A 16,535-nucleotide genomic window follows, 5' to 3' on the forward strand; every position below is an offset into this window, starting at 1 on the left:
TCCCCCCGCCGCTGCGATCAGGATCTGAGGAGTCGACGGGTCACGTCACCAATCGACGGTTCCAGCCTTAGACCGCGTCGGGCCTGCCGTGGGGGCCCACCGGCTCCTTGTCGTGGACGCTAGGCTCGATCGGTCGCGTCGAGTCAACCAGGTAGGCAGGTTCGAGGCCTAGCGCGTCGGCCAGCTTCCAGATCACGTCCAGTGTGGGGTTGAACGGTTTGTAAGTCCGATCGTTCGGATCCGGGCTGGCGCTGCCGCGATTGTTGAGGATCGCCTGGACGTGCGTTCGGCTGATGCTCGCCTGCTCGATGAGCTGCTGCTGCGTCCAGTCGAGCTCATCGAACCGTCGTCGAACCTTCTCTGCGACCAAGCTGGAGCGCTCGGCGAAGTCGGGGTTCTTGGCGGACGCGGGCATCGAAACCAGCGTTTCCACCCACGAGCATCGAATCGGCCCAATATATTGGGCCAAGCTCAATGAATTGCCCATCTGGAAGCGGTGCTCATGCCCGACCAAGACGCAGTCGCGTCGCTGTCGAAACCTGTGTTGAACAGTCCCTACGAGCTGCCGGCCAAGCACTTCGAGATCGGTCTCAATGGGCCCACTGGCAAGGTTCTCGATGGCCGCCGGCCCAGTGAGTCATTTATTCCGGTGGCGCCGACCCGCAAGGGCAAGCGAGGGGGAGATGACTCTGTTCAAGAGATGCTCATGCTCACTCAGGAGCAGGTGGTCCGGAACACGCAGATCGATGACCTCCGGCGGGAGGTAGCGATCTGGCGAAACCGCGACTACGACGGGGTGACGCCGACGACCCGAAAGCTTCTCATCCATTGGCGGGAGGACGATCGCGACAACCGGGTCCTCTTCGCTCAGCGAGAGGCCGCGGAGACAGCCATCTTCCTCGCCGAGGTCAGCGGTCGACGGCAGGGCTATCGGGACTGGCGTGGCCAGCTCGACGAGGTCAACGACGAGCACAACGCGGGCCTGCCGCGTATCGCCCTCAAGATGGCGACTGGCTCCGGTAAGACGGTCGTGATGGCGATGCTCATCGCCTGGCAGACGCTCAACAAGGTGATGACTCCTCGCGATGTGAGGTTCGTACGCCGATTCCTGATCATCGCGCCCGGCATCACCATCCGAGATCGCCTCCGCGTGCTCCAGCCAGGCGACAGCGACAACTACTACGACAAGCGCGACCTGATCCCGGCCGATCTGCGCCCGCTCCTGGGCAAGACACAGATCCTGATCGTCAACTATCACCAGTTCTTGCTGCGCGACGCCAAGGAGATCAAGGGCGTCAGCAAGACGACCCGCAAGATCTTGACGGCGGGCAAGGAGACCGACCAGTTCAAGGAGACCGACGATGCGATGGTCTCGCGGGTCCTGCGCGGGTGGGGTGTCGGATCGGGGAAGAAGCAATCGGAGATCCTGATCATCAACGATGAGGCGCACCACTGCTACCAGGACAAGCCGATCACCGTCGAAGGCGAGGCGGCTGACCCGGAGGACAAGGACCGCAACGCAGATGCCCGAGTCTGGTTCAAGGGGATCCAGGCGATCTCGCGCAAGGTCGGCGTCAAGCAGGTCTATGACCTCTCTGCGACCCCGTTCTATCTGAAGGGATCGGGGCACAAGGAAGGGTTCATCTTCCCGTGGGTCGTCTCGGACTTCGCCCTGATGGATGCGATCGAATCCGGCATCGTCAAGGTGCCGCGTACGCCCGTCGATGACAACGCCGCCAGCGACACCGTTGCCTACCTCAACCTGTGGGACCAGATCAGCGACGCGCTGCCCAAGCGGAACCGCAAAGACCTCAGTGCGGCGACCTATATCTATCCCGATGCGCTGGTCGGCGCGCTGCGCAGCCTCTACAGGTCATATGAGCAGTCCTATCGCAACTGGCAGGAGACGCTCGAGCCACTGGGCCACACCCCGCCGGTCTTCATCGTCGTCTGCAGCAACACCGTGGTTTCCAAGCTGGTCCACGATTGGATCGCCGGCTACGAGGTCGACGGCCGCTGGGCCGCCGGAAAGCTGGATCTCTTCAGCAATGTCGTCGATGGCGAGCCGTTGGCCAGACCGCGCACGATCCTGGTCGACTCCGCGCAGCTGGAGTCCGGCGAGGCGATGAAGAAGGACTTCAAGGAGGCAGTAAGCACCGAGATCGAGGCGTACAAGCACGAGCTCCGACTCCGCAACCCGGGTGTTGACACCGACAACATCACCGACGAGCAGCTGCTCCGCGAGGTGATGAACACCGTCGGCAAACCCGGCCGCCTCGGCGAGCAGGTGCGCTGCGTCGTCTCCGTCGCCATGCTCACCGAGGGTTGGGATGCCAACACGGTGACTCACATCCTCGGCATCCGCGCGTTCCGCAGCCAGCTGCTCTGTGAGCAGGTCGTCGGCCGCGGACTACGCCGTCGGTCCTACGACGTCAACGAGGACGGGCTCTTCGAGCCCGAGTATGCCCAAGTCTACGGCGTCCCGTTCGCTTTCATCCCGACCGACAAGCCGGTCGGTCCGGAGCGGCCGCCCCAGCCCTCGACCCTCGTGCGGACTGTGCCGGGACGCGAACGGCAGCGCATCACCTTCCCGCGGGTCACCGGCTACCGGCTGGAAATTCCGGAGCGTGGCCAACTTTCGCTCGGAGGTGAGATCGAGCCGTTCTTGATCGGCCGTGCCACGATCCCCACCACCGTGACCGCAGCGCCGGTGATCGGCGAGGACATCACGATCCGCGACGAGCCCTCCGCGGTGCGCGAGCAGACGGTCGCCTTCGAGCTCGCGAAGGCGTTGGTCGGCAAGCAGTTCCGAACCGGCATAGGGGAGGGCGACGGTGACCTTCGCCCGTGGCTCTTCCCGGAGTTGGTCACCCTGTGCCGACAGTGGATCAAGAGGGCCGTGCGCGTCGAGCCGGGATACAGCCTCGGCCATCTGATCGCCCTGCCGCAGACCTTTTCGCGCGCTGTCGACGCGGTTTACGGGGCGATCGTCCGCACCAGCGACGCGCCGCAGCGGCTGCGACCGATCCTGAGCCAGGCTGAACCGGTCGGCTCCACCGCGAGGGTCTCTTTCACCACCCGCAAGACGACCATCATCGCAGATCCCGACCGCTGCGAGGTCTCCCATATCGTCCTCGACGGCGACGGAGGCAACACCTGGGAGCAGATCCTTTCGGCGTACGCCGAGGGCAATCGTGACGTTGCCGCGTACGTCAAGAACGACCATCTGGGCTTCGAGGTCCCCTACGTCCACGAGGGCAAACGGCACGACTACGTGCCTGACTTTCTGATCCGGCTGCGCCCGCGCACCGACGACCCGATGGAGCCAGTGCGCACCCTGATCGTCGAGGTCTCCGGCGGTCAGAAGCGGTTGCATACGCCCGACGTCGTGGACCTGAAGATCCTCGCGGCGCGCGACACCTGGTGCGTCGCTGTCAACAACCACGGTGGCTTCGGTCGCTGGGGGTATCTGGAGATCATCGACCCGCCGCGCGCGAAGTTCGACCTCAGTGAAGCCATCGAGTCGCTCTACGCCGACGGCCCGATCATCGGCGACCCCCAATTGCTCGACATCGTGGAACGGAGGGTGCAGCGTGTCGCCTCGTAAGGGCTCAGCGCCGAAGGCTCCCATCAAGGTTGAGTCGATCCACCACGGTGACAAGCGGCCGAACCTGCCAACACCTGACGCAGCCGAGGTCTGGGGCGTCCCGCCTGAGGTCGAGGAGCGTCGCCAGATCCTGGTCGACCGCGATATTTCGCTCGACCCTCAACTGGTGTGGAAGGGCAAGTATGGCGACGAGAGCCTCCCTGAGATCGACGATGCCGCCTCGCTGGAGGCTGATGCTCCGCCGATCTACATCCAGGAGAAGATCGACCCCCGCGTCCTCATCGAGGACCTTCGCCGCACTGCTGCGGTGCCGGCTGACGAGCCCGAGCTGACGCTCTTCGACTCCTTCGACGGCCTCGACGAGCTCGACCGCGTCGAGTTCTATGCCCACCAGGCCAACTGGTCGAACCGGATGATCCTTGGTGACTCTCTTCAGGTCATGGGTTCCCTGGCTGAGCGTGAGGAACTGCGCGGTCAGGTGCAGATGATCTACCTCGACCCGCCCTACGGCATCAAGTTCGGCTCGAACTGGCAGGCGTCGGCGCGTAAGCGGGATGTCAAAGACGGCAAGCTCGAGGATGCTGCCCGCGAGGCCGAGCAGATCAAGGCATTCCGTGACACCTGGGAGCTCGGGATCCACTCCTACCTGAGCTACTTGAGAGATCGCCTGCTCGTCGCCCGCGAACTGTTAACGGAATCCGGCTCCTGCTTTGTGCAGATCGGCGACGAAAACGTCCACCTCGTCCGGAGCTTGATGGATGAGGTCTTCGGCTCTGAGAACTTTGTCAGCCAGGTTGCCTTCAATACGACGAGTGGCGCTGGCAGTTTTGCGGGCGGGACAAATGTCCTGGCTTCGATTGCGGACTACATCCTGTGGTTCGCGAAAGACTTGCAGTCTGTCAAGTACCGCCAGATCTACTCGACGAAGACAGCGGGCCAGGCTGGTGCGAGCAAGTACTCGACTGTCGAAGAAGCTGACGGCAGTCGGCGGCCCATCACACGCGAGGAGCGCGAGTCTGGTGTCGTTGCCGGCAGGCTGATGGTCGATGACAACCTGACATCGCAGACGACGCGAGTTGGTCAGACCACCGTCTTTCCTGTCGAGGCTGACGGCAGGTCCTTCGTGCCGGGCACTGGTGGGTGGAAGACAAACCGTGCCGGAATGGACCGTCTCGTAGCCGCTCGGCGTGTCACCCCGGCCGGACGCACCCTGCGGTACGTCCGGTACTTCGACGACTTCGCTGCCACGCCGCTTGCCAACGTCTGGAGCGACATCGGGGGTGTTCAGAGCCGGGCCGACCCGAAGATCTACGTCGTCCAGACGTCGGCGACAGCGATTCAGCGCTGCGTGCTCATGTGCACTGACCCCGGCGACCTAGTTCTCGACCCGACATGCGGCAGCGGCACGACGGCGTACGTCGCCGAGCAGTGGGGCCGCCGGTGGATCACAGTCGACACCAGCAGGGTGGCGCTGGCGCTGGCGCGACAGCGCCTGATGGGTGCGAAGTACCCGATGTACCTGCTCGCCGACTCCGAGAAGGGCCGCCAGGCGGAGGCGAAGGCGACCGGAAAGCCGCTCCCGCCTGCACCAACAGGTGACGACATTCGACACGGATTCGTCTACGAGCGCGTCCAGCACATCACCTTGAAGTCGATCGCGAACAATCCCGATATCAGAGAGGGGATGTCTCGTGGGGAGGTCGACGCTGCCATCAAACGGCACGCCGACTTCGAACTGCTCTACGACAAGCCCTACGAGGACAAACAGGCGGTTCGGGTGGCCGGTCCGTTCACGGTAGAGAGCCTGAACCCACATCGCAGCCTGGCCTTCTCGGGCACACCGGAGTCGACCGAGACGATCAGTGAGCAGACCGGTGTCGAGCAGCCGAGCGGCGCGACGTACGAGCGCTCGATGCTCGATAACCTGCGCAAGGCCGGGATCCAGACCGGCAAGAAGTCCGAGCGGATCGAGTTCGTGTCCCTCGACGACTACCCGGGCAGATTCATCCAAGCGGTCGGGGAGACGAACGCCGGTCTGCGGGTCGGAATCGCGATCGGGCCAGAGTACGGGACCGTCGACCAGTACTTCGCCAAGACGGCGGCACATGAGGCCATTCTGGCCGAGAACATCGACCTGGTGTGTGTGCTGGCCTTCGCCTTCGACGCGCGCACCGGTGTGGTCACAGAGGTCTCCGCAGACGAGGCGGCCGAGGCCGCAGAAGATGCAGACGTCGCACGAGTCGCCGGGGAGCGCCGATTGGGCAAGATCAGGTTGCTCTTCGTGCGCATGAACTCCGATCTCCTCATGGGGGAGGAGCTCAAGAAGACCGGCGCTGGCAACCTCTTCACCGTCTTCGGTGAGCCAGACATCGACCTGCATACGCTAGAGGACGGTCGTTTCGTGGTCGAACTCAACGGCGTCGATGTCTACGATCCGACGACCAATGAGGTTCGCAGCAACGACACCAGCCAGATCGCATTATGGATGATCGATACCGATTACAACGGCGAAAGCTTCTTCGTACGTCACTGCTACTTCACCGGTGGCAAGGATCCGTACGAAAGGCTCAAGCGCTCGCTGAAGGCGGAGATCGACATCGACGCCTGGGCAACCCTCAATGGCACGACCTCTCGTCCATTCGACGCACCGGACGCAGGGAAGATCGCAGTGAAGGTCATCAACGACTACGGCGACGAGGTCATGAAGATCTTCGAGGTCCCGGGGAGTGAGCACGATGAGTGAAAATCGATCCCTGCGCGACGGCTTCGATGGCTGGATGCCGCAGTCGTACCAGGACCAGGAGTATGCCCTGACCGCGGGGCTGATCAGCCTCGATGCGAATGTGCTGCTCGACCTCTATCGGTTCAACGATGCCGGCCGTGATGGCGTGCTGGAGGTGCTGGCCAAGCTTGATGACCGAGTCTGGGTAAGCCATCAAGCGGCCCTGGAGTTCTGGCGTACGCGGATCTCGGTGATCGACAACCGCAACAAGTCGACCGAGACGGTGCTGGGGGTGCTGGCTGAGCAGCGCCAGAAGGCGCTCAACGGTATCGCCGCCTGGGGCCGCAGCACGTTCGTCCCTGATGCCGAAGAGGCAGCGATCCGCGACGTACTGGAGAAGGCGAGTGACCGGATTCAGGCTCTGGTCGAGGAGCAGGCGGAGGAGTCCGGCAAGTTCTCGCACGATGTCACCGAGGACTCCGTGGTCCAGCGCCTTCTCGACCTGCTGGCGGGCAAGGTGGGGGCGCCGCTCCCACCGCAGGAGCATGCGGAAGCACTGAAGGAGTCGGATCGACGAGTCAAGGAGAAGTTGCCGCCCGGCTACCGCGACGCGGAGAAGGAGACGGACGGCAACCCGGACGGAGCGGCCGGCGACTATCTGGTGTGGCATCAGTCGTTGTTGGAGGCGAAACGGCGGGGCCTCCCGTTGATGATCGTCACTTCTGACCTCAAAGAAGACTGGTGGTGGCGAAACCCCAAGGGGCCCCAGGTGTACGGACCTCGAGGAGAGCTGGTGGAAGAGGCGCTTCGTGTCACCGGTGCGAAGTGCTACATGCTCGACACTCGCGCGCTCACCAAGCTCGCGAAGCCAGTGCTCGGCCTCGAGCTCACGCCGGAGGCGCTCCGGTCAGTTGACCGCAGCACTGACATTGTCGAGTCGTTCTGGTCAAGCCGAGCTGTCGATGAGCTGCTCAGTCGTCTCGATGCTGAGGGTGCCGTTCAGGCAGACGTGATCCGCCGGGCAGCCGAGCTGGGCGGCATCATCGAGCGCGAAGAGATCTTTGAGATGGCGGGCTACGAAGAGAACCGACGCCTCAGCGGATTCTCCAAGCCGGTCATTCGGATCACCAACGAACTTGTCGCCGAGGGCCTGCTAGCGGTAGACGCACTGCCGATGCTGACACCGGTTTGGGAAGGCAGCGTGGCCGTCGAGTACGAGATTCCGATCGAGGTCGCTGAGATGCTCAGTGGCGGCATCGACGACTGACCACCAACTAGATGCTGTGCGTCTTGGATCAACGTTGATCGCGCACAAAAATATGCGACCGCCAACTTTCGTCGGCGATTCTAGAGTTGAAGAGGTCGGAAAGATCGGCCACCGTGAGTGGTCAGGCCTTCAGCCGATACACGGTTCTGCGCTGACCGGTACCGCCGAGGATGTCGACCAGGCCGAGGTCGCGAAGGCGTGTCACCGCGTAGCGGACCTGGCGATCGGACAGGCTGAGACGGGTTGTCAGCTCGCTGATACCGAGAGGTCCGTCAGCGAGTTCGGCTAGGACGTCGGCGCCGTTTGTCGGCACGGGAGGGCCCTCGGCCAGTGGAGGCACTCCGCCCGCGGTCGGTCCCAGACGATAGGTTCGGCCGCGTCCTTCGCCGACAGGGTCGGCGAGGCCGCGTTCGGCGAGATCGGTCAACAGAGTGCGGGCTTTGGTGGAGTCCATCGGGAACATGTCGCGCAGGGACCGGTTCGTCCAAGCCTCCCCGTGGCGCATCGCTGCGAGCGCGTGGCGTTGGGTATCGGTCAGTCCGCGAGCCGCGGGAAGGTTCGCCAGCCAGTCGAGATCGTCGGGATCCAGAAGGGCATGGTCTGGCACGATCGCTGTGAATCGGATGCCGACGTCGACAAAGTGCGGTGGCGTCATTCCTGCCTCGGTCAACGCTCGTCGGACGGTTACGATCCCGGATCCGATCCCTTCGATCACGCGCCTGCCGTCGCTGGTGCGTACGTCCTTGCAGATGTCATACAGGCTCTGGTTCCGGGCGTGGCCCCCGGTTCCGGCGCCAAGCTGCTCGACAGTCAGGCCGTGCAGTCCTCCTGGGTTGGCGATGATGAGACGGTCGTCGAGGAGCGTCATCGTCACGCGTTCACTCAGCGCGTGGGTGCCGAGGTCGCGGTGAACGAGTGCGTTGGCGACCAGTTCGCGTACGGCCTCTGCAGGGTATTCAGGCTCGTCTCGGCCGTGACCGTCCACGCCGAAACGGACTCTCGTGGAAGTGTTGCGGCGCACCCAGGAGACTGCCTGATCGAGCAGCTCTGGAAGCGGCCCGTCGAGGTGGGCGATGTCTGAGCTGCGGGTCCCGGAGGGGTCTCCGCGACGGGGAGCGACGCTAGCAGTGATCGACAGCGTTGGAAGGAAGGTCTGCGGGAAGCGACCGAGCGCGTAGAGGCCGGCAAGTGTGGGCGTTCCGTCGCGGGTGACGACTCGTGTGTAGCGAAGGACCTCTTCGTCGGGCAGGCTCGAGAGCCTGGGCGAGCGGGCTTTGCAGTTCGCGACGTACCTGGCGACGAGGTCGCCGTCGAGATCGCTGCGAAGGGCCTCGGGGACAGGAGCCTGGTCGTTGCGGGAGATGCCGCGGTTGGCGACGAAGCCTTGTCGTTCCTGCTCGGAGATCGGGTAGTCGCCGTCATAAGAACGCACGTAGGCATGGCCGGTTGCGGTGACTTCGCACGGTTTGTCGGTTGATGGGAGTTCACGTACGCGCGCGACCATGACGGTGCTTCCGTCGACCTCCTCGGAGGAGAAGGACACTTGAAGGGGTGGTGACACCGCGTCGCGGGCCTGGCTGCCCAAGCGGCTCTTGGCGTCGACAGCGTCGTAGACGCCGACTGCCTCGAAGCCGGTCCGTTCGTTCAAGCCGAGAACGATGACACCACCACCTGGCATGTTGCCGAATGCGGACAACGTCGGAGCTAGATCGCTCGGATAGCCCCTGCTTGCTGCCTTCGACTCGATGTCGCTTACGTCGCTGCCTTCCGTGCGCAGCAGATCGACGATGTCCGCCACGGGCAAACTGACACTGTCCACAGCGTGGAATATACAGCATTTGGTGTCAGGGTCTGTCAGTTTGTAAATTTGCTGGTCAGGTGGAGATCTCTGATGTACGAATCGAACGCCCGCTCGCACGCCAGGCGGCGACTGGGACGTGCGGCCCGCTCCGTCGGCGTAGGCTCTGTGTAATGGCAGATGCTCAGGAGATCGTGGTCACCCTGTCGGCACCCGACCTCGAGGCGATCCGTGAGCTCGTCGCCGAGGGCAACGTCCACAGCGTGGCTGACTTCGTCCAGCGTGCCGTGCGGGTGCTGCTCGATGACGTCGAAGCTGGCGGCGAGATGTCCGCTGGGGCGCTCGAGATCGGCGAGAGCTCGGACGAATTGGTGCAAGCGCTCGATGAGATCGCCACGGTCTTCCAGCGGAATCGCGGCTGAGATCGGATTGGTCGTGGCTGACACCTGGCCCGGGCTTCGCTGTGACGCCCGGGCCAGGGCAGGTCACTTCGCCCAGTCGGCGTTCCAGCCCTCGACCGCGTCGGCGGGGCGGGGGGAGGGGCCGGTGTAGATGGCGCTCGGGCGGATCAGGCGCCCGGTCTTCTTCTGCTCCAGGATGTGGGCGGACCAGCCACCGGTGCGGGCGCAGGTGAACATCGAGGTGAACATGTTGGCCGGGATCTGGGCGAAGTCGAGGACGATGGCGGCCCAGAACTCGACGTTGGTCTCCAGGACGCGGTCGGGACGCCGGGCACGGAGCTCCTCGAGCGCGGCCTTCTCCAGGGCCTCGGCAACCTCGTAGCGGGGCGCGTTGAGCTCGCGGGCGGTGCGGCGCAGGACGCGCGCACGCGGGTCCTCGGCGCGGTAGACGCGGTGGCCGAAGCCCATCAGCCGCTCACCGGAGTCGAGCAGCCCCTTCACGTAGGCGGAGGCGTCGCCCGACTTCTCGACGTCCTCGATCATGCCGAGCACGCGCGAGGGGGCACCGCCGTGCAGCGGGCCGCTCATCGCGCCGATCGCGCCGGAGAAGGCCGCGGCCACGTCGGCGCCGGTGGAGGTGATCACCCGGGCGGTGAAGGTGGAGGCGTTCATGCCGTGCTCGGCGGCCGAGGACCAGTAGGCGTCGATCGCGTGGGCGTGGGCGGGGTCGGCCTCGCCACGCCAGCGGATCAGGAAGCGCTCGGCGAGGGTCTTGCCCTTGTCGACCTCGCGCTGCGGCACGATCGGCAGGTGGATGTCGCGGGCCGACTGGCCGGCGTACGAGAGGACCATGACGGCCACGCGGGCGAGGTCCTCGCGGGCCTGCTCGTCGGAGATGTCGTAGGTCTGCCCGAACCCGAAGGCGGGCGCGAGCATGGGGATGGCGGCCTGGACGTCGACGCGCACGTCACCGGTGTGCACCGGCAGGTTGTAGGCCTCTGCGGGCGGCAGGCCGGGGCCGTATGAGCCGTCGATCAGCAGGCCCCAGACGTTCTCGAACGGCACTCGGCCGACGATGTCCTCGATGTCGACCCCGCGGTAGCGAAGTGCCGATCCCTCTTTGTCGGGCTCCGCGATCTGGGTCTCGAAGGCCACGACGCCCTCGAGACCGTGCTGTACCTGGCTCACTGCCGTCTCCCATTCTCCTAGTGTCGTTGCGCATTCTGCCCCACCCGCCCAGAAGATAGGCTCGACGGCATGGATCTGGCGGCTGAGCTGGCGGCAGCACGAGAGCACTACACCCGCAGCGGGCTGCACGAGGACGACCTCGCGAGCGACCCGTTCCTGATGTTCGAGAGGTGGTACGCCGAGGCTCGGGACGCGGGCATCGTCGAGCCCAACGCGATGGTGGTCTCGACCGTCTCGGTGGACGGAGCGCCCTCGTCGCGGACCGTGCTGCTGAAGGGCTTCTCGACCGAGGGCTTCACCTTCTTCACCAACACCGCCTCCCGCAAGGGCTCCGACCTCGCGCACAACCCGCGCTGCGCGGTGCTCTTCCCGTGGCACCCGCTGGAGAGGCAGGTACGCATCGACGGGCTCGCCCACGAGCTCTCCCGCGAAGACGTCGAGGCCTACTTCTCCCAGCGTCCGCGGGGCTCCCAGCTGGGTGCGCACGCCTCCCACCAGAGCCGGGTCGTCGCCGGGCGCGAGGAGCTGGAGGCCGCCTACGAACGGATCGAGGCGCAGTTCGACGGCCGGCCGGTCCCGGTGCCCGAGGAGTGGGGCGGCTACCGGGTCGAGCCGGAGCGGGTGGAGTTCTGGCAGGGCCGGCCGGGGCGGATGCACGACCGGCTCGTCTACCTGCGCGAGGGCGACAAGTGGCGCACCGAGCGGCTGGCCCCGTGACGGGCCCCTCGAGAGGGATGGAGCAGGTCACCCAGGCGCTCGGCGGACGGATCGCCTACGGCGCCGATTACAACCCGGAGCAGTGGCCGGAAGAGGTCTGGGGCGATGACGTACGCCTCATGCGGGAGGCCGGGGTCAACCTGGTCAGCGTGGGGATCTTCTCCTGGGCCCTGCTCGAGCCCGAGCCGGGGACGTACGACTTCGACTGGCTCGACCGGGTGCTCGACGAGCTGCATGCCGGCGGGATCGCCGTGGACCTGGCGACGGCGACAGCGAGCCCGCCGCCGTGGTTCCTCGAGCGTCACCCGGAGGCTACGCTCGTCGACCAGATCGGCAACCCGCGCGCGTTCGGTGCGCGCCAGGCGTACTGTCCCTCGTCGACCGCCTACCGCGACGCGGCCACGACCCTCATCACCGAGCTGGTCAAGCGCTACGACGACCACCCGGCGGTGGTGATGTGGCACGTCAACAACGAATACGGCTGCCACAACGACCACTGCTTCTGCGACGCCAGCGCGGTGGCTTTCCGGCGCTGGCTGCAGGAGCGCCACGGCTCGATCGAGAAGCTCAACGACGCATGGGCGACGGCCTTCTGGAGCCAGCGCTACACCAGCTGGGAGCAGATCGGGCCGCCGCGGCAGGTCTCCTACGGCAACTTCGCCAACCTCGGTCAGCAGCTGGACTGGTGGCGGTTCTGCTCCGACGAGATCCGCGACATCTACCGGGTCGAGGCGGCGGCGGTGCGGGCGCACTCCGACAAGCCCCTGACCACCAACTTCATGGGCTTCCGCAAGTCGCTCGACTACCGCAGCTGGGTCGACGTCGGAGACCTCGTCTCCAACGACCACTACCTCGACGCCGCTGACGAGGACCGCACCCCGCAGCTCGCCATGACCGCCGACCTGACGCGCTCGCTGGCCCACGGCGAGCCGTGGCTGCTGATGGAGCACTCCACCTCCGCGGTCAACTGGCAGCCGCGCAACATCGCAAAGACCGCCGGCGAGATGCGCCGCAACTCCTTCCAGCACGTCGCGCGCGGCGCGGACGGCGCCCTGTTCTTCCAGTGGCGTGCCTCGCGCGGTGGCGCGGAGAAGTTCCACTCCGCGATGGTCCCGCACGCCGGCACCGAGAGCCGGCTCTGGCGAGACGTCGTACGCCTCGGGGCGGATCTCTCCGCGATCGCGGAGGTCGCCGGCACCCGGGTGGAGCAGGCGAGCGTCGCGATCGTCTTCGACTGGGACTCGTGGTGGGCGGCGACCTTCGACTCGCACCCGTCGGTCGACGTCGACCCGATGGCGACCACCCGGGCCTGGCACAAGGCCTGCTGGGCCCGCAACCTCGGCGTCGACATCGTGGGTGTGACCGACCCGCTCGAGGGCTACGACGTCGTGGTGCTGCCCGTCCAGTACCTGCTCGCCGACGAGACCGTCGACAGGCTCACCGCTTTCGTCGAGGCCGGCGGCACCCTGGTCGCCACCTACTTCACCGGGATCGTCGACCAGCACGACCACATCCGGCTGGGCGGTTACCCGGGGGCGCTGTCCGATCTTCTCGGTGTGCGGGTCGAGGAGTTCTGCCCGCTTCCCGAAGGCGACGAGATCCCGCTGACCGCCTACGGCTCCGGTGCGATCTGGAGCGAGCGCGGCCGCGCCGTCGGGGCCGATGTCGTTGCTGCGTACGCCACCGGCGACTGCGCCGGCGATCCGGCGGTCACGCGCAGACGCGTCGGCAAGGGCACCGCCTGGTACGTCGGCACCGAGCTCACTCCCGGCGCCCTCGACACCCTGGCCACCCAGATCTTCACCACGACCAAGCCGGTCGTCGGAGGTCTCCCCGAGGGCGTGGAGGCGATCCGGCGGGTGGGTGAGCAGGGGACGTACGTCTTCGTCATCAACCACACCCACGAGGCGGTCATCGTCCCCGTCCGCGGCACCGACCTGCTCTCCGGCAACGAGGGCGGCCCCCACCTGGTCCGCGCGGGTCAGGTGGCGGTCATCCGGGAAGATCACTGAGAGCTCGAAGATTACTCTCACCCGAGATACAATCATGAGAGAAAGTATTCTCTGCGAGTTGAGGGGTACACATGTTCGTTGGGCGAGGTCGGGAGCTCGCTGCCCTCGATCGTGAGTTCGCAGCCGTCACGCGCGGCAAGCGACTCGACCGAGGCGTGGCGGTGCTGATCCGCGGTAGGCGTCGCGTCGGGAAGTCCCGTCTGGCGGCCGAGTTCGTCGCCCGCCAGCAGGTGCCGTACGTCCACTTCCAGGCTGCCCGAGGCGCGTCCCTGGCCCAGGAGCTGTCGACGCTCTATGAGGCGATCGCGGCCTCAAACCTGCCGATGGCCGATCTCGCCCGTGGCATGTCGGCGCAGAGTCTGACGACCGCTCTCCAGCAGCTCGCGACCTTGCTCCCTGACGACCGGCCATCGGTGGTCATCCTCGACGAGATCCCGTGGCTGCTGGAGTCCACCCCAGGTGGGGGAGGTGAGCTGCAGCGCGCATGGGATCTGCACCTGTCCCGCAAACCGGTCCTTCTCCTTCTGCTCGGCAGCGATCTCGGGATGATGGAGCGGCTGACTGGTCCTGAGGAGCCATTTCACGGGCGAGCGACCGAGATGGTCCTGCACTCGTTGTCGCCGAGCGACGTCGCAGAAATGACGGGCACGCACGGGACCGATGCATTCGACGCCCATCTGGTGACCGGCGGCCAGCCGCTCGTGGCGCAGGAGTGGGAGCCGGGAATGTCCCTCGACGACTTCCTGGCAGGCAGCTTCAGCCACTCCACCAGTGCGCTGCTGGTACACGGGTCCCGGATCCTCGACTCGGAGTTCGGAGAAGGGAGTGCGGCCCGGCAGGTGCTCAGGGCGATCGGTGGCCAGGGTGAGCGGACCTTCTCCTCGATCCAGCGAGGCATCCTGGGCCCGACCGCTGTCAGTGGGACTCTTACCCGCACCTTGGCCTTGCTCGCGGACAAACGGATGACAGCAGCCGACGAGCCCCTCTCGACCAGACCCGCGCCGAAGGACAGGCGCTACCGGATCGCCGATCCGGCGTTGAAGTTCTGGCTCGCTTTCGTCGAGCCGTCTCTGCTCGACGTCGACTCCGGCCGCCCTGATGTCGCGCTCGCGCGAGTGCGCGCCGGCTACTCGTCGTGGCGCGGACGTGTGATCGAGCCGGTCGTACGGGATGCCGTCTTCAGACTCAGCCGTGAGGAATGGCCCGAGGTGCGGGCCGTCGGTGGGTGGTGGCCACGCAGCAACAATCCCGAGATCGACCTCGTCGGTGCCGACACGCGCCCTGCCAATCAGATCGCGTTCGTCGGCACGGTGAAGTGGCGTACGGACAAGCCGCTGAGCGAGCGCGACCGGCACCAGCTGGCGCGGGACTCGGCTGCTGTCCCGGGTGCCGACCCACGCACCGATCTGGTCGGGGTCTGTCCGGCCGGCGCCGAGCCGGAGGCGGCTTTCACGAAGGTCTGGACTGCCGACGACCTTCTGGATGCGTGGCGCTAGATCTGTAGCGGCGGGGCTTGCCCTCGCCGAGGTCGGCGAGGGTGTCGACGCGCCGGACGGTGACGTCGCGGGCGAGCATGGTGCCGAGGCGGGTGGCGACGGTGTCGGGATCGCCGCCGGCGATGGTCGCGACGACGGTGCCGTCGGCGCCCTGCTCCACCGACCAGCCACGGGCGCCCGCGTCCTGGAGATGCTGGGTGAGGTCGACGCAGGGGACGAGGGCGCCGGCCGGGGTGGTGAAGACGGTGGCCTCGCGGCCCTCGAGGGCATCGATCGCGAGCCTGTCGTCGACGCGAACCAGGCGGCCGGTGTCGCCGGTGCGGTAGCGGACCAGCGGCAGAAAGGCGTTCTCACCTGCGGTGACGACGATCTCGCCGATCTCGCCCTCGGGGAGCGCGGAGCCGTCGGAACCGAGGATCTCGACGTGCACCCGCCGGTCGGCGACGACGAACGGGCCGCCGTCGGTGCTGACCGCCACCGGCCGGGTCTCGTGCAGCCCGTAGACGTCGATCACCGGGCACCGGAAGGTCCGCTCCAGGTCGGCGCGCAGAGTCGCGCTCAACGCCATCGCGGAGGAGAGGATCGCGATCGGGCGTACGACGTCGCGGAGGTCGAGGAGATGCTCCAGCGACGTGGGGTGGCCGGAGATCACCTGCGGGTCGGCGTCGCGCAGGAACGCCCGCTGGCTCTCGAGAGGCCACTCGCCGGGGTGCAGGTTCACCCGAGCGACCAGGCTCTCGCCGAAGCCGGGAGCGACCGAGACGTACGTGAACGCCTGGCGCTGCCACACGACCTGCACCACGGCGAAGCGAGCCGGATCCGGCGCCCAGCCACCGGCCAGCCCGGCGATCAGGTCGCGGAGCCAGTGGAACCCGCGGGCCAGCTCGTCGGGATCATCCGGCATCACCAGCGCCGCCCCGGTGCTCCCCGAGGAGGTGCCGTGCAGCATCCGCCGGTAGTCGGCGTCCAACGGCACGAACCCGCCGATGTCGTCGACCAGGTTCTGCCGGCTGATCAGCGGGAACTCACTGAGGGTGTCGAGCGGCCCCCGATGCCGACGGTACGCAGGCAGTGACCGCGCCACCGCCAGGTGCTGCTCCAGCCAGCCCGCGAGCGGAAGCTGTGACCGGGCCGCCTCCTGCTCGGCCGGAGTGAGCCGGTGGCCGACCCGGTGCCGCCATCGTGGTGCTGCGGGGTGGGTGTCCGCCGCGGCCAGGCGAGCTTCGCCGGCAGCCGAGAGGCCCGGCCAACGTTCGTCGTCGGTGAGGGCGGCCGAGGCCATCGGGGTGTATTCGGCCAGGTCAAGCGGGTCCTGTGTCTCGCTCAC

Annotated in this window: 11 protein-coding genes; 7 read left to right on the forward strand and 4 right to left on the reverse strand. The window is 66.4% G+C overall.

What is annotated here, in order from left to right:
- Positions 1 to 67: 67 nt before the first annotated feature.
- Positions 68 to 433: a helix-turn-helix domain-containing protein gene (locus ACFX43_RS03510; protein ID WP_378817079.1), complete on the reverse strand. Its 366-nt coding sequence runs from the start codon at positions 431 to 433 to the stop codon at positions 68 to 70.
- 69 nt (positions 434 to 502) lie between these two features.
- Here ACFX43_RS03510 and ACFX43_RS03515 point away from each other — a divergent pair, with 69 nt between their 5' ends.
- From ACFX43_RS03515 to ACFX43_RS03525, 3 genes are read left to right on the forward strand one after another with little or no spacing between them, the layout of a single operon-like run.
- Positions 503 to 3,607, forward strand: a complete 3,105-nt coding sequence (locus ACFX43_RS03515; protein WP_378817082.1) for a BPTD_3080 family restriction endonuclease — start codon at positions 503 to 505, stop codon at positions 3,605 to 3,607.
- On the forward strand, positions 3,594 to 6,350 hold the full coding sequence (locus ACFX43_RS03520; protein WP_378817085.1) for a site-specific DNA-methyltransferase: 2,757 nt from the start codon (positions 3,594 to 3,596) through the stop codon (positions 6,348 to 6,350). Before ACFX43_RS03515 ends, ACFX43_RS03520 begins: the two co-directional genes overlap by 14 nt.
- Positions 6,343 to 7,596 carry a PIN-like domain-containing protein gene (locus ACFX43_RS03525; protein ID WP_378817214.1) on the forward strand — a complete coding sequence of 418 codons (1,254 nt, stop codon included), beginning with the start codon at positions 6,343 to 6,345 and terminating at the stop codon, positions 7,594 to 7,596. The genes ACFX43_RS03520 and ACFX43_RS03525 overlap by 8 nt, the downstream gene beginning before the upstream one ends.
- A 121-nt stretch (positions 7,597 to 7,717) precedes the next feature.
- Here ACFX43_RS03525 and ACFX43_RS03530 read toward each other — a convergent pair whose 3' ends face one another.
- Positions 7,718 to 9,415, reverse strand: a complete 1,698-nt coding sequence (locus tag ACFX43_RS03530) for an ATP-binding protein (RefSeq protein WP_378817088.1) — start codon at positions 9,413 to 9,415, stop codon at positions 7,718 to 7,720.
- A gap of 152 nt (positions 9,416 to 9,567) precedes the next feature.
- On the opposite strand from ACFX43_RS03530, the gene ACFX43_RS03535 reads away from it, so the two are divergent.
- Positions 9,568 to 9,816, forward strand: a complete 249-nt coding sequence (locus ACFX43_RS03535; RefSeq protein WP_378817091.1) for a hypothetical protein — start codon at positions 9,568 to 9,570, stop codon at positions 9,814 to 9,816.
- 63 nt (positions 9,817 to 9,879) lie between these two features.
- Here ACFX43_RS03535 and ACFX43_RS03540 read toward each other — a convergent pair whose 3' ends face one another.
- On the reverse strand, positions 9,880 to 10,983 hold the full coding sequence (locus ACFX43_RS03540; RefSeq protein WP_378817093.1) for a citrate synthase 2: 1,104 nt from the start codon (positions 10,981 to 10,983) through the stop codon (positions 9,880 to 9,882).
- A gap of 69 nt (positions 10,984 to 11,052) precedes the next feature.
- Between ACFX43_RS03540 and pdxH the strand changes: the two genes are divergently transcribed.
- The 3 genes from pdxH (at position 11,053) to ACFX43_RS03555 (ending at position 15,208) form a co-directional block, all read left to right on the forward strand.
- On the forward strand, positions 11,053 to 11,700 hold the full coding sequence (gene pdxH, locus ACFX43_RS03545) for a pyridoxamine 5'-phosphate oxidase (protein ID WP_378817096.1): 648 nt from the start codon (positions 11,053 to 11,055) through the stop codon (positions 11,698 to 11,700).
- Positions 11,697 to 13,712 (forward strand): beta-galactosidase, encoded by a 2,016-nt coding sequence (locus tag ACFX43_RS03550; RefSeq protein ID WP_378817099.1) that lies wholly within the window; start codon positions 11,697 to 11,699, stop codon positions 13,710 to 13,712. The genes pdxH and ACFX43_RS03550 overlap by 4 nt, the downstream gene beginning before the upstream one ends.
- A gap of 71 nt (positions 13,713 to 13,783) precedes the next feature.
- Positions 13,784 to 15,208 carry an ATP-binding protein gene (locus ACFX43_RS03555; RefSeq protein WP_378817101.1) on the forward strand — a complete coding sequence of 475 codons (1,425 nt, stop codon included), beginning with the start codon at positions 13,784 to 13,786 and terminating at the stop codon, positions 15,206 to 15,208.
- Here the strand turns inward: ACFX43_RS03555 and ACFX43_RS03560 are convergent.
- Positions 15,162 to 16,535 (reverse strand): hypothetical protein, encoded by a 1,374-nt coding sequence (locus ACFX43_RS03560; RefSeq protein WP_378817104.1) that lies wholly within the window; start codon positions 16,533 to 16,535, stop codon positions 15,162 to 15,164. The genes ACFX43_RS03555 and ACFX43_RS03560 overlap by 47 nt on opposite strands.

Origin of the sequence: Nocardioides sp. YIM B13467, assembly GCF_042788075.1 — a bacterium.
Taxonomy (GTDB): Bacteria; Actinomycetota; Actinomycetes; order Propionibacteriales; family Nocardioidaceae; genus Nocardioides.

Excerpts from the sequence above, each read along its gene's own strand:
- ACFX43_RS03515 (WP_378817082.1), top strand. The coding sequence starts at position 503 with ATGCCCGACCAAGACGCAGTCGCGTCGCTGTCGAAACCTGTGTTGAAC.
- ACFX43_RS03525 (WP_378817214.1), top strand. The coding sequence starts at position 6,343 with ATGAGTGAAAATCGATCCCTGCGCGACGGCTTCGATGGCTGGATGCCG.
- ACFX43_RS03535 (WP_378817091.1), top strand. The coding sequence starts at position 9,568 with ATGGCAGATGCTCAGGAGATCGTGGTCACCCTGTCGGCACCCGACCTC.
- pdxH (WP_378817096.1), top strand. The coding sequence starts at position 11,053 with ATGGATCTGGCGGCTGAGCTGGCGGCAGCACGAGAGCACTACACCCGC.
- ACFX43_RS03555 (WP_378817101.1), top strand. The coding sequence starts at position 13,784 with ATGTTCGTTGGGCGAGGTCGGGAGCTCGCTGCCCTCGATCGTGAGTTC.